The sequence below is a fragment of the Thioalkalivibrio thiocyanodenitrificans ARhD 1 genome (assembly GCF_000378965.1).
Taxonomy (GTDB): domain Bacteria; phylum Pseudomonadota; class Gammaproteobacteria; order Ectothiorhodospirales; family Ectothiorhodospiraceae; genus Thioalkalivibrio_A; species Thioalkalivibrio_A thiocyanodenitrificans.
This window is the reverse complement of record NZ_KB900536.1, coordinates 2288330-2300772: the sequence shown is the minus strand read 5'-3', so window position 1 is coordinate 2300772 and position 12443 is coordinate 2288330. Positions and strand designations below refer to the sequence as shown.

Annotated in this window: 12 protein-coding genes; 5 read left to right on the top strand and 7 right to left on the bottom strand. The window is 65.4% G+C overall.

Annotated elements, in window-relative coordinates; translation table 11 throughout:
- Positions 1-71 precede the first annotated feature (71 nt).
- A complete protein-coding gene (locus tag THITHI_RS18920) occupies positions 72-1694 on the top strand; it encodes a GGDEF domain-containing protein (RefSeq protein WP_083908712.1) in 1623 nt (540 codons plus the stop codon).
- 303 nt (positions 1695-1997) lie between these two features.
- On the opposite strand, the gene THITHI_RS0110865 is transcribed toward THITHI_RS18920, so the two are convergent.
- The 6 genes from THITHI_RS0110865 to THITHI_RS18915 form a co-directional block, all read right to left on the bottom strand.
- Entirely contained in the window at positions 1998-2273 is a 276-nt protein-coding gene (locus THITHI_RS0110865) for a BrnA antitoxin family protein (RefSeq protein ID WP_018233120.1), read from the bottom strand.
- Between the two features lie 64 nt (positions 2274-2337).
- Entirely contained in the window at positions 2338-2535 is a 198-nt protein-coding gene (locus THITHI_RS0110860; RefSeq protein ID WP_018233119.1) for a DUF2283 domain-containing protein, read from the bottom strand.
- Positions 2532-2768, bottom strand: coding sequence for a membrane protein (locus tag THITHI_RS0110855; RefSeq protein ID WP_018233118.1), 237 nt, complete (start codon positions 2766-2768; stop codon positions 2532-2534). Before THITHI_RS0110855 ends, THITHI_RS0110860 begins: the two co-directional genes overlap by 4 nt.
- Positions 2769-3121: 353 nt before the next feature.
- Positions 3122-3889 carry a Mut7-C RNAse domain-containing protein gene (locus THITHI_RS0110850; RefSeq protein ID WP_018233117.1) on the bottom strand — a complete coding sequence of 256 codons (768 nt, stop codon included), beginning with the start codon at positions 3887-3889 and terminating at the stop codon, positions 3122-3124.
- Positions 3890-3934: 45 nt separating this feature from the next.
- Positions 3935-4168 carry a hypothetical protein gene (locus tag THITHI_RS0110845; protein ID WP_018233116.1) on the bottom strand — a complete coding sequence of 78 codons (234 nt, stop codon included), beginning with the start codon at positions 4166-4168 and terminating at the stop codon, positions 3935-3937.
- Positions 4169-4678: 510 nt separating this feature from the next.
- Positions 4679-5626: a LysR substrate-binding domain-containing protein gene (locus THITHI_RS18915; protein ID WP_018233115.1), complete on the bottom strand. Its 948-nt coding sequence runs from the start codon at positions 5624-5626 to the stop codon at positions 4679-4681.
- Positions 5627-5751: 125 nt separating this feature from the next.
- Between THITHI_RS18915 and THITHI_RS0110835 the strand changes: the two genes are divergently transcribed.
- Positions 5752-6108 carry a TusE/DsrC/DsvC family sulfur relay protein gene (locus THITHI_RS0110835; protein WP_018233114.1) on the top strand — a complete coding sequence of 119 codons (357 nt, stop codon included), beginning with the start codon at positions 5752-5754 and terminating at the stop codon, positions 6106-6108.
- A gap of 284 nt (positions 6109-6392) precedes the next feature.
- Here THITHI_RS0110835 and THITHI_RS0110830 read toward each other — a convergent pair whose 3' ends face one another.
- Positions 6393-7526: a citrate/2-methylcitrate synthase gene (locus THITHI_RS0110830; RefSeq protein WP_018233113.1), complete on the bottom strand. Its 1134-nt coding sequence runs from the start codon at positions 7524-7526 to the stop codon at positions 6393-6395.
- A 32-nt stretch (positions 7527-7558) separates the two neighbouring features.
- Between THITHI_RS0110830 and THITHI_RS0110825 the strand changes: the two genes are divergently transcribed.
- From THITHI_RS0110825 to THITHI_RS0110815, 3 genes are all read left to right on the top strand, one after another.
- Complete coding sequence (locus THITHI_RS0110825; RefSeq protein ID WP_026186271.1) at positions 7559-8422, top strand: phosphate acyltransferase; 864 nt, start codon at positions 7559-7561, stop codon at positions 8420-8422.
- Positions 8423-8932: 510 nt separating this feature from the next.
- Positions 8933-11056, top strand: a complete 2124-nt coding sequence (locus THITHI_RS0110820; protein WP_026186270.1) for a type I secretion system permease/ATPase — start codon at positions 8933-8935, stop codon at positions 11054-11056.
- Complete coding sequence (locus THITHI_RS0110815; RefSeq protein ID WP_018233110.1) at positions 11053-12441, top strand: HlyD family type I secretion periplasmic adaptor subunit; 1389 nt, start codon at positions 11053-11055, stop codon at positions 12439-12441. The genes THITHI_RS0110820 and THITHI_RS0110815 overlap by 4 nt, the downstream gene beginning before the upstream one ends.
- Positions 12442-12443 lie beyond the last annotated feature (2 nt).

Sequence of the window (12443 nt, the reverse complement as noted above, 5' to 3'; positions counted from 1 at the left end):
CTGACCCGGACGCGTAGTGTTGGTAACCTGTGGCAAATAACGCCTTCGGGCGGCGGATCCGATTCGGGCGGATGACCATAATCTTGCGGCGATTCCTGGCAACCATTCTGGCTGGCTTTTTGCTGGCGACAGCCACACAAATTCCGGCGAAGGCTGAGGCGGACCTTGCCCCCGTTCGTGTGCAACTCAAGTGGTTCCATCAGTTTCAGTTCGCCGGCTTCTACGCGGCCGAGGCGCAGGGCTATTTCCGTGAAGCTGGACTGGACGTGACGCTCGTGGAGGGCGGGCCTCACGTCAATCCGACGCAGGAGGTCCTGGGCGGTCGGGCGGATTTCGGGGTCGGGACGTCCGGCCTGCTGATCACCCGCAGCCGCGGCCTGCCGGTGGTGGGGGTGGCGGCTATCTTCCAGCATTCCCCCTACATCCTGATCGCCCATGACGACCCGGAGATCGTTTCGCCGCGGGATCTGGAAGGCAGGACCATTATGGTGGAGCCCTACTCCGAGGAGTTGCTCGCTTACCTGCACAGGGAGGGAGTGGACTCCGGCCGGGTCAATATGGTCGAGCACACCGGGAACCCACTGGAGGTGGTGGACGGGGACGTGGTGGGCATGACCGCTTACCTGACCACTGAGCCCTTCTATCTCGCCCGGGCCGGGGAGCGTTACCGGGTCTTCGATCCCAAGGTGGCGGGTATCGACTTCTATGGCGACACGCTGTTCACCACGGCCGACTACGCCGAACGTAACAACGAGATCGTGGTCGCGTTTCGCGAGGCGCTCGTGCGGGGCTGGACTTACGCCTTCAATCACCAGGAGGAGGTCATCGCGCTCATCGAGCGTGAACATGAACCGGAGTTCGGACGGGATTTCCTGCGATTCGAAGCGGACAATATCCGGCGCCTGCTGATCCCTGATCTCATCGAGATCGGCTACATGAACCCGGCGCGCTGGGCATCCATCGCCCGCGAGTTCGAGGCGGCGGGGCTGATGCATGGTCCGGTGGATATCGATGCCTTCATGTTCCAGCCCGCGGAACCGACGCAGTGGCGCTGGCTTCTGTACACGGCGCTGATCACCGGGCTGATCGTCGCGCTGAGCGCTGCCGTGCTTTTCAAATTCTACACGCTCAATCGCGCGCTGCGCTCCGAGGTGCACTCGCGCAAGCTGCTGGAGGCAGAGCTTCGCGAGCGGGCGCTCACCGACTCGGTGACCGGCACCCTGAACCGGCATGGATTCCTCGAGGCCATGGCCCGGGAGATGGAGCGTGCCGCGCGGCATGATGCGCCACTCTCCCTGCTCGAACTCGACGTGGATCACTTCAAGCGAATCAACGACACCCATGGCCACGCCGCGGGTGACCGGATCCTCGCGTTTGTGGGTGCCCTGTGCCGGGCCGAGACACGGGGCATCGATATCGTCTCCCGAATCGGTGGCGAGGAATTCATGCTCGCCCTGCCGGATACCGAGATGGGCGGAGCCGCCATGGTTGCCCGCAGGGTCCTCGATAAACTGGAGGCCAGCCGGCCCGGGCTTGACGACGGTACCGTGCTCACGGTCACCGCCAGCATCGGTGTGGCGACGCGCCTGGAGGGAGATTCCCTTGACGCTCTGATGATGCGGGCCGACCACGCCATGTATGAAGCCAAGCGTGCCGGGCGGAACCAGGTCAGCGTCGCGCAGCCCGATGGCTGAGGGGGTTGTGAATCAATGGGGGTCAAGGCGCGGGGTCGGACCACGGCAACACATTGATATCCCTGGAGAACGCCTTGTTTTGCGGGGTGTGATTCCCGCTTAGAGGCCCATTTCCGGGGATGAAAATGGGGCTCTAACGACCATGAGGCTCAGTATCCGCCGATCCGCCGCGCGCCCACTTGCACTCAAGCCGCCACCTGCTTCTGATCCTCAATGATGAGGTCGCGACCCAGGACCGATAGGGCCGCCACAACGCCATCCAGCCGGGAAGCATGGTCAGGATCCACGAGGCGGACGCCGACCTCAGCCGCTGTGATTCCTTGCAACGTCCTCGGCGAGCCAGGCCTTGATCAGAGACTGGTAGGGCATATCCCGTTTGTTGGCTTCGATCTTGATGCGCTCCAGCAGCGCCACCGGGAGCCGGAGTGAGATGGTCTTTGTTGAAGGCTTAAGGTTGGGAAGAGACACACGCTGCGCCTTGCTCCAATCGACGTAGTCGCTGGAATCATGGCTTTCCCAGAAGGCCCTTTCCTCTGCTTCCGACTGGAAGTCAGGTGTGGCCTTGCGACGCTTGCTCATACAGAGTTCGCTCCGTGCTGGCGCCTCATCGGCTGCCAGAATGTCCGCCGGGTCGGCCAGGTGCCTACGCGGCAATCCCCTCCACCGTAAGATGCCGCACGTCGGTTCGCTGACTCGCATGTTCGAACGTGATCGCGCAGATGTTACCGTCTGCGTCCACATCGAGTACGGTGTTCTCATCAAGATCCCTTGACTCTGCGATATCGCCGCTACGGAACTCGATGTACAGGGTGTCCGTGTCCTCGAAGTACTTGACCTTCATGGCTTGAACCCTCTGTCGAAGAACGCATTGTGGACCGTCTCTCCGTCCGACAGCAGCACGACCCGCAGATACCGTCCCTCGCGTTCCATGATCCTGGCCCATCGCCGAATCCGGCCGTCGGCCTGGATGGCTTGCCTCTCGGGATGATCCATGACACGCCGGATCCACTCGTCCCTGATCGCTGCCCGATCCGGTCGGGTTCGCACTGCCCGGAAGTACCACGTGGTCTTCATGACGGAAGTCCATTTCCGAATCCAAGGTCACAGCATATTACAGCCGGCGACCGTCAGTACAACCGGCCATACCGGGGGAGGTCGGACGCAAGGCAATAAGGGGTCGGACCACGGCAACATATTGATATCTCAAGCGAACGCCTTGTTTCCAGGCTGGGATTTCCGCTTGGAAGCCCATTTCTCGGGCCAGGAATGGCGCTCTGACGCAGTGGGCGGGGTCGGACCTCTGCAACTGCTGGAGCCGGAACGAGAAGTTGTCTGAGAGCGACCGTAATCCACCCTTGGAGGCGTGATCGTCCGGGCAATATGAATTGTTTTAAGGGTTTCTCGCTTGTCCGCGACGGGACAAGACACTAGGTAGGCCCCGGCGGTTCCGCCATGCCCGCTTCCACGGTTGCCAGCAGCCGCTGCATGCGCCGGTAGTGGCTGCCCTTCCAATAGATCTTCCCGCACCGGGCGCACTGCCAGAACTTCTCGTAGTACTCCCGGGTGCGCGGCAGCAGGCGCTCGAGGACGGCCTCCTTGTCCACAGGCTCGATCAGGCCGTTGCAATGCAGGCAGCGGGTGAAGGGTCGTCGTGCCCTGAGCAGGTCGAAGCGGGTCATGACCTCCACCAGTTGCTCCCGGGGCAGCCGGGCGCGCACGTAGTAGCCATGGGTGACCTGCTTGAGCATGAGCAGGCGGCGGTCGCGGGTGAGCAGGATGCGGTGTTCTGCGACGGACAACCGCGCCAGGGCGGCGTCCTCGTAATCGTTGCGATACAGGCAGTCGAAACCCAGCATGCGCAGGTAGGCGGCAAGCCTTCCCAGGTGGACATCCAGCACGAAGCGGGTCACCCGCAGGGGCCGCGGGCGCAGGTGCGTGAGCGGTTGGATATCCAGGGCCTCGAACACCGGGTAGACGCTGACGCGGTCGCCGTCCTGCACCTGGTAGTCAAAGGCGACCGAGACCCCGTTGACCAGGATCAGGTCGATTTCCGTATGCGGGACCCCCATCGATTCGATCAGGTCCTTGACCGAGCCGGTGTTCCTGAAGCTGTGTGCAATGTCCGCCTTGCGCTGCCCGGCGGGCAGGAAGTCGTTGAGCTCCTCGTAGAAACGGATGCTGATCCGGCCGGCCATGGAAAGAAATGATTTGCCGTTCCTGGCCGGGGCGATGGCGAGCGGCTACAGGCCGATCAGTTCGGCGTGCACGCCGGAGGCGGTCACCGAGTCCAGCAGCGTGCGGCTGTTGACCTGCTCGGGGTCGTATTGCACCACCATCAGGTGCGGCCTTTCATGCTGGTTGGAGGCGGCCATTACGCCGGGCAGGTCGCGCAGGGCATCCTGGATGTGCTCGCGGGTTGCGTGATCGGTCTCCTCGTCGATGTGGATGGTGACATCCGCCATGTGGTTGCTCATCGGGGGCTCCTTCGGCCGTGGGGCCGTGTGCCTTCTCCCTGAATATAGTTGCTGTACGAGTCGCCTCAAGCGATACGCCTGGCTGAGAGAACGGGGTCGGATTACCGCAATGTATTGAAACTCGGGCCAGCGGCTCCGTTTTCGGGGTGGGTACGATGCAATGGGACATCCACGCCGTTGACGTTATGGATGTCCCGTTCCTGTTTAGCAGGCACGAGGCCTCAAGGCCCGCTTCATCGAGGGCGGCATCGAAGGGTGGAAGGCGGCCGGTGGTGCGGTGGTTGCCAGGGGCTGAGCGGAGGAAGCAACGGGCCACCCGTGAATGTCTCGCGGGTGATCACCCTTGATCGACAGCGGTTGGCGGATGCGCTTCGCTTATCCGCCTCACGAAGCCGACAGGAACCGCGACCGGTTGGTGTTCGCGGCGCGGAGTTTCGCCCGGAGGGCCGGGCGCCTACCGGGCGGCGAGCGAGCACCGTTTGGTGCGGGCCGGTGGATCCGGTGTCGTCCTCACTTCTCGGCCCCCGGCGTTCGCGACACCCGCCACAGGCCGTGCGCCTTGCCGACCCGGTCCACCTCCTGCTGGAAGAGGTCCATGAAGCGCTGCTGGAATCGGCGCACGTACTTGCGCTTGGGGTAGGCGATCCGGGTGACTTCCCAGGGGAACAGGTGGCTGAGATCGCGCCGGCCGAGATCCGCGTCCTGATCAGGCTGGTAGGCGAGCGCGGCGATGATGCCGATGCCCATGCCTTCGCGCACGTAGGTCTTGATCACGTCCGTGTCCGCGGCGCTCAGCACCACCTGGGGCCGGAGGCCGAGCTTGGCGAAGCTGGTGCTGAGGTTGCGCCGGCCCGTGAAGCCGAACACGTAGGTGACGATGGGGTACTCGCACAGGACTTCCAGCGAGATCGGTTTGCGCTTCAGCACCGGGTGCCCGTGGGGCGCGATCAGGCAGCGGTTCCAGCGATAGGCCGGAAAGGCGGCCAGATCCGGATGATCCGCGATGGCCTCGGTGCAGATGGCCAGGTCGATCCGGTCTGCGAGCGCCGCCTCGACCAGTTGCGCGGGCGTCGCCTGGTGGATCTGCACCTCCACGTCCGGGTAGGCCGTGTTGAAGGCCCTCAGCACGGGCGGCAGCACGTAGCGGGCCTGGGTGTGCGTGGTCCCGATGCGCAGCACGCCGCGCGACTCCTCCGCGTGATCCCGTCCGATGGCCTGGATGTTGGCCGTATCGGCCAGGGCGTTGCGCGCGTGCTGTACCACCTGCAGGCCTGCCTCGGTCAGGCCCAGCAGCCGCTTGCCGTGACGCAGGAACAGCGGCGTGCCCAGTTCGTCCTCCAGTTGGCGCAGGTGTTGGGATACGGCGGGTTGCACCAGGTGCACTGCCTGCGCCGCGCGGGTCACGCTGAAGCCCCCGTCCACCAGGGCGATCAGCGAGCGAAGCTGCCGGAGTTCCATATCATGTCTCGTGATGGAATGTCATAAACAATTATTTCACTTGATATGACAAAGGGGAAATACTCGGTTCAGGAGCTTTCCAGATCATCCTTTGCGCAAGCACCGCGCACGACCGAGGTATCACCATGGCAGCAACCGTACTCAAGACGATCGACAGGCCCGCCGTCGACCCGCATCCCGAACAGCAGACACTCCTGGACGAGGGCGGCTTCCTCATCGACCCGGCGCTCTGGACCGAGGAAATGGCAGAGAGGCTCGCCTGGCGGGAGGGTATCGGAGTGCTCACCGAGGCCCACTGGCGGGTGATCCTCCATGTTCGCGCACGCTTCCACGCCCTGGGCGGCATGCCGAGCATGCGCCGCGTGTGCCGGGCAACGGGTTTTTCCCGCGAGGCGATCTACGGCCTTTTCGGCAGTTGCCTGCGCGTGTGGCGCATCGCGGGGCTGCCGGATCCGGGTGAAGAGGCGAAGGCTTATATGTAGATCGACCGGAGACAGGCCCGGCATCCGATGTGCCATGGGGGTCGGCTCCCTACGTGCGCCTTCATCCCGGAGTAATGGCCGGTCCAGCCATGCCTATGATTGTCGGCTCCCTACGTGCGCCTTCATCCCCCCTGTAGGAGCCCGGTCCCCCGGGCGATCCGGCCCAAACCAAACCCCATTCGCCCGGAGGACCGGGCTCCTACAGGGCGGGGCGATGCTCCGGGTTTGGTGTAGGAGCCCGGTCCTCCGGGCGAACGGGCGAACCGCGGGTTGTGCAAACGGTCTCAGCGTTTCGAGATGGGCACGTAGTCGCGCTTCTCCGGCCCGTTGTAGAGCGTCAGCGGACGGATGAGGATGTTGCTCTGGAGCTGTTCGATGCACTGGACCACCCAGCCGGGAACGCGGCCGATGCCGAAGATGGGCACGTAGAGGTCCATGGGGATGCCGTGCAGTTTGTAGATAACGCCGGAGTAGAAATCCACGTTCACGTTCAGACCGTGGCGCGAATAGGGCTGCATGGCCTCCACCACGGCCTGCAGGATCTCGTACCACTCGGGTGAGCCCATCTCCTCGCTGAGCCTTCGCACGCCTTCGCGCAGGTGGCGGGCGCGCGGGTCCTCGGCGCGGTAGACGCGGTGCCCGAAGCCCATGACCGGCTCGCGCGCAGCGCGCTTGGCCTTGACGTAGTCGGCCGCTTTTTCGGGGCTTCCGATCTCCTGTACCATCTTCATCACGTCCTCGGCCGCGCCGCCGTGGGCGGGGCCCGCGAGCGTGGATAGCGCGGTGACGATGGCGCCGTGCAGGTTGGCCTGGGTGCCGATGGTGACGCGTGCCGCGAAGCTGGAGGCGTTGGAGCCGTGCTCGGCGTGCAGGATGAAGTCCACGTCCGCGAGGCGGGCGGCATCCTCGGAGGGTTTCTTGCCCTTGAGCATCCACAGCCAGTTGGCGGCATGACCCATCTCAGGGTCGGGGGCCACCGGCTCGCGGCCGTTGCGGATGGCCTCGTGGGCGGCGACGATCATGGGCACCTGACTGGTGAGCCGGATGCCGTTGGCGATAAACGCCTCCTCGCTCACCTCGCGGCTGGCGGGCTCCAGTGCCGCGAGCGCCGAGACCGCAGTGCGCAGCACGTCCATGGGGTGGCCGTCTTTCGTGGCTGCAATGATGTCGTGGACCTGCGGCGGAAGTTCCCGCGCGGCCTTGAGGCGCGCGTCGAAGTCGGACAGCGCCTTGTCGGTCGGCAGTTCGCCGTGGATCAGCAGGTAGGCGACCTCCTCGAAGGTGGACTGCGTGGCGAGGTCGTGAATGGAATAGCCGCGGTAGAGGAGTTCGCCCCTGGTGCCGTCGATGTGGGAGACGCCGGAGCGCTCGAAGTAGATGCCCTTGAGGCCGCGGTTGATCTTGACGTCATCGCTCATGGCTGACTCCTTTTGGGAAGGTGGAGGGTTTCATGCCGGTACTGGAGAATGCTTTTTCGGTGACCCGCGAGCGCATGCGCGAGGGGCGCGCACGTGTGGTCTTTCCCGAACCCGACGAGCCGCGCGTGGCCGAGGCCGCCCTGCGGATGCGCGCGGAGGGCCTGTGTGAACCGGTTGCGCTGGCGGAACCGTCGGACGCCCACGTGGCCGCGCTGGTGGACGCCCGGGGCATGAAGGCGGGGGTGGCGCGCCGCCTGCTGACCAAGCCCCTGTACCTGGGCGCGGCGATGGTGGCGGCGGGTGAGGCGGATGCCATGGTGGCGGGTGCCGACAGCCCCACACGGCGTGTCATCGAGGCGGCCGGCATCGGCATCGGTCTGGCCGACGGTGTGGAGACGCCGTCGTCGTATTTCCTCATGGTGTTTCCCGACGGACGCGAGTTCATCTTTGCCGATTGCGCGGTCAACGTGGCGCCGGACGCCGGGCAACTGGCCGACATCGCGCGCGCCTCCGAAGCCTCGGCACGGGCGCTCCTGGGCGCGGCGCGGGTGGCGCTGCTGTCGTTCTCCACCGGCACGTCCGGCGCGGGTGACAGTGTGGACACGGTACGCGCGGCGGCCGCGGCCACCGGCTTCGACGGCCCCGTGCAGGCCGACGCGGCCCTGAACCCGCGGATCGCTGCGAAAAAGGGGGTCGGGGCCGGGGATGCCAATGTTCTGGTCTTTCCGTCTCTGGATGCGGGCAACATTGCCTACAAGCTGTGTCAGGAACTGGCGGGCGCGCAGGCCGTGGGCCCGTTCCTCCAGGGGTTCCGCCGTCCCGTGTGCGATCTGAGTCGCGGCGCGACGGTCGAGGACATCATAGCCGCCACCGCGGTGACCGTGTCCACGGGATAGGGCCGGAACTCCGCCGCCGGCGGATACCTGCAGCGGGATCGACAGGGCTTATGCCCTATTCAGGAGGATAATCGCCACGGCTTCTGGAAGTCCACCGGCCGGGCCGGTGGGCGTGTGCCCGTGTGTGCGGGCCGAATCCACGCAGGGGCAGACAGGCATGAACGCGTCGCGGGACCCGTTTGGGAACCCGGTACCGAAGGCTTTCGGGATGATGCTGACCCGCATTCATGGCCCCGGATCAGGCCCGTGGAACACGAAAACCCCGGTTGTCAATTTTCGCCCCGGCTTCGTCACTAAAAAGTTTGCGTACGATCACGCTATCGCGCACAATCATCTAAGTTAATGTGATGAGAATCACGCTCTTACGGCGCCGGGCAGTCCACGCCCGCACCCTCCACGTCCAGTTCCGGGGCCTCCGCTCGGGTGAATGCAAATACCGACATTGACGAACTGCCGCCCGTTACGGCGACACGCGAGCCCGACCCGGACTCCGGCGCGCCGGACGGCGCCGTGCGGGATACGGACACCCTGCTCGAATCCCTGATCCTGATTGCCCGCATGCACGGGCAGCGGCTGACACACGACTCGGCGCTGTCGGGTCTGCCCCTGGAGGACGGGCGGCTGACGCCGTCCATGGTCGGCCGCGCCGCGGCCCGGGCCGGCATGACCTCGCGCATCGTGACCCGCGCGCCGCACGCGCTGAAGGATGATCTGCTGCCGGCCATCCTGCTGCTGGAGGAGGATGAGGCCTGGATCCTGGTCGGGTGGAACAAGGACAGGAGCGTGGCCGAGGTCATCGATCCGGAGCTGGGTGACGCCGTCATCGAAGTGCCGCTCAAGCGCCTGAAGGAACGCTACAGCGGACGGGCCATCTACGTGCGCCCCGAGTTTCGCCTGGATGCCCGCGCGCCGCAGGTCTCGAAGGAGCGCAAGGGCCACTGGTTCTGGCAGGTGATCCGTGAGAACCGGCCACTGTACCGGGATGTGCTGGTCGCGGCCGTGATGGTCAACCTTTTCGCTCTGGCGATGCCGCTTTTCGTGCTGAACGTCTACGACCGCGTGGTCCCCAATCACGCGGTCGAGACCATGTACATGTTTGCCGCCGGCGTGTCGATCGTGTTCATCGCCGATCTCATCCTGCGCACCATGCGCACCCACTTTGTCGACAAGGCGGCCATGCGCGCGGACGTGAAGCTGTCCGCGCTGCTGATGGAGCACGTGCTGGGGCTGCGCATGGAGCACCGCCCGGCATCGGTGGGGTCGTTCGCCTCCAACCTGAGTGCCTTCGAGGCAGTGCGCAGCTTCATCTCATCGGCGACGATCGTCTCGTTCGTGGACCTGCCGTTCGCGCTCATGTTCATCGCGATCATCGCCCTGATCGCCTGGCCGCTCGCGATACCCGTGCTGATCGGCGCCCTGATCCTGCTCGTCTACGCCGTCGTCATTCGCCGTACATTGCACTCCCTTGCCGAGACCGGTTACCGCATGGCGGCGCAGCGCAATTCCACGCTGGTGGAAAGCCTGACCGGCATGGAAACCATCAAGGCCCTGGGTGCCGAGAGCCGCGTGCAGGCAGCCTGGGAACGCTCCACCGCAAACCTGGCGCGTACCAACGCGCTGAACCGTTTCAAGACCGCCACCGTGTCGAATACGGCGAAATGGGTGCAGCACATGGTGGGCGTGTCGATTATCGTTCTTGGCGTGTTCCTGCTGATGGACGGCAACCTGAGTCTGGGCGGGCTGATCGCCGCCTACCTGATCTCCTCGCGGGCCATGGGCCCGATCAGCCAGACGGCGGCACTGCTGATGCAGTATCACCATGCCTCCACCGCGCTGCAGTCGCTGAACAAGACCATGGCGCTGCCGGTGGAGCGACCTCCGGAGTCGGCATTCCTGAGCCGCGAGAGCTTCGAGGGGGCGATCGAGTTCCGCAACGTCACCTTTTCCTACCCGGAGCAGCCGTATCCGGCGCTGCGCGGCGTCTCCCTGAAGATCGAACCCGGGGAGCACGTGGCCATTCTGGGTCGGGTGGGTTCCGGCAAGAGTACGCTGGCGAAGCTGGTGCTGGGCCTGTACGAACCCACGTCCGGCGCGGTGCTCGTGGACGGCATCGACGTCCGCCAGCTGGATCCGGCGGAGCTGCGCCGGTCCATGGGCTACGTGGGGCAGGAGGTGACGCTCTTCTACGGCAGCCTGCGCGAGAACCTCGTGGCCAGTGATCCGCTGGCCAGCGACGCGGCGATTCGCCGCGCAATCGCGGTGTCGGGTATCGAGGATCTGATCAACACCCATCCCCAGGGCATCGACATGCAGGTGGGAGAGCGCGGCGCGCGCCTCTCCGGCGGCCAGAAGCAGGGTGTGGGCATCGCCCGCGCCGTACTGCATGAGCCCACCATGCTGCTGCTGGATGAGCCCACCAGCTCCATGGACAACTCCACCGAGCAGGCCGTGAAGCGCCGGCTGAAGGAGTTCCTTCAGGGCCGGACCGCGATACTGGTGACCCACCGCACCTCCCTGCTCGATCTCGTGGACCGTATCGTCGTGATCGACCAGGGCTGCGTTGTGGCGGACGGTCCGAAGGACCAGGTGGTGAAGGCCCTGCGTGACGGCCGTATCGGCAAGGCGGCCTCATGAACCATCCGAAGGAAATCCGGGGGCTGGAGGGCGCCGATGACGCGCCCGCCGAGCACCTCTTCCGTGCACGCGACAATTCCGGCGGCCGCGGTCATCGCAGCTGGGCCTCGGATGCCGACTGGGCGCTGATCCAGGAACGCCCGTTGCGGGCGCGGGCGCTCCTGTACGGCATCGTGATCGTGCTGGGGCTGCTGGCCTACTGGGCCTCGGTGGCGGAGATCGACGAGGTTGCCCGGGGTGACGGGCGAGTGATTCCCTCGCAGCAGCTGCAGGTGATCCAGTCCATGGACGGCGGGGTGGTGATGGAGGTGCTGGTGCGTGAGGGCGATGTGGTGGAGCAGGGCGACGTCCTGGTGCGCGTGGACCCGGTCCGTTTCCTGTCCGAACTGGGCGAGACGCGGGCCAACGAGTTTTCGTTGCAGGTGCGCAGCGCGCGCCTGGTGGCGCTGCTCACCGATGCACCGTTCGTGATTACGCCAGAGCTTCAGGCCGGTCCGGCGGCGATCGTGCAGCAGGAGCAGGCGCTTTACCGGGAGATCACCGAGGAACTCCGTTCGCGTATCCGCATTGCCGAGGAACAGTTGCGGCAGCGGCGCGAGGAACTGAACGAGGTCCGGGCACGGCGGACCCAGGCGGTGCGTTCCCTGGCGCTGGCCTCGCGCGAGTTGGAGGTGACCGAGCCGCTGGTGGCGAGCGGGGCGGTATCCGAAGTGGAGGTGCTGCGCCTGCAGCGCGAGGTCGCCCGGGCGGAAGGAGACCGGGATCAGGCCACCGCGCAGATCAGCCGCCTGGAGGCCGCGATCGAGGAGGCGCAGGAGAAGATCCAGGAAGTGCGGCTCAACTTTCGCAACCAGTGGCGCCGGGAGCTGTCCGACACCCTCGGCCAACTGGAGCAACTGGCCGAGGGCAGTGCCGCGCTGGAGGACCGGGTGCGCCTGTCCGAGGTGCGTTCGCCCATGAGGGGAATCGTGCAACGGCTGTTCGTGACCACGCGCGGGGGCGTGATCGCACCGGGGCGCGAGGTGGCGGAGGTGGTGCCCCTGGAGGACGAGTTGCTGATCGAGGCGCGCATCTCGCCGCGGGACATCGCCTATCTGCGGCCCGGGCTGGAGGCGCGAGTTAAGTTCACCGCCTATGACTTCTCGATCTACGGGGGGCTGGACGCGGTCGTCGAGCACATCAGCCCCGATACCATCATCGACGAGGACGGGAACAGCTTCTACAAGGTGCGCGTGCGCACCGGCGAGACCGGTTTCGACGAGCAGCACCAGATCATGACGGGCATGGTCGCGCAAGTGGATATACTGACCGGGCGACGCACGATCCTTCAGTACCTCATGAAACCGATCCTGCGTATCCAGGAGTTCGGCTTCGGGGAGCGTTGAAC

Excerpts from the sequence above, each read along its gene's own strand:
- THITHI_RS0110825 (WP_026186271.1), top strand. The coding sequence starts at position 7,559 with ATGCCGGTACTGGAGAATGCTTTTTCGGTGACCCGCGAGCGCATGCGC.
- THITHI_RS0110835 (WP_018233114.1), top strand. The coding sequence starts at position 5,752 with ATGGCAGCAACCGTACTCAAGACGATCGACAGGCCCGCCGTCGACCCG.
- THITHI_RS0110860 (WP_018233119.1), bottom strand. The coding sequence starts at position 2,535 with ATGAAGGTCAAGTACTTCGAGGACACGGACACCCTGTACATCGAGTTC.
- THITHI_RS18920 (WP_083908712.1), top strand. The coding sequence starts at position 72 with ATGACCATAATCTTGCGGCGATTCCTGGCAACCATTCTGGCTGGCTTT.
- THITHI_RS0110845 (WP_018233116.1), bottom strand. The coding sequence starts at position 4,168 with ATGAGCAACCACATGGCGGATGTCACCATCCACATCGACGAGGAGACC.
- THITHI_RS0110855 (WP_018233118.1), bottom strand. The coding sequence starts at position 2,768 with ATGAAGACCACGTGGTACTTCCGGGCAGTGCGAACCCGACCGGATCGG.
- THITHI_RS0110830 (WP_018233113.1), bottom strand. The coding sequence starts at position 7,526 with ATGAGCGATGACGTCAAGATCAACCGCGGCCTCAAGGGCATCTACTTC.
- THITHI_RS0110850 (WP_018233117.1), bottom strand. The coding sequence starts at position 3,889 with ATGGCCGGCCGGATCAGCATCCGTTTCTACGAGGAGCTCAACGACTTC.
- THITHI_RS0110865 (WP_018233120.1), bottom strand. The coding sequence starts at position 2,273 with ATGAGCAAGCGTCGCAAGGCCACACCTGACTTCCAGTCGGAAGCAGAG.
- THITHI_RS0110815 (WP_018233110.1), top strand. The coding sequence starts at position 11,053 with ATGAACCATCCGAAGGAAATCCGGGGGCTGGAGGGCGCCGATGACGCG.
- THITHI_RS18915 (WP_018233115.1), bottom strand. The coding sequence starts at position 5,626 with ATGGAACTCCGGCAGCTTCGCTCGCTGATCGCCCTGGTGGACGGGGGC.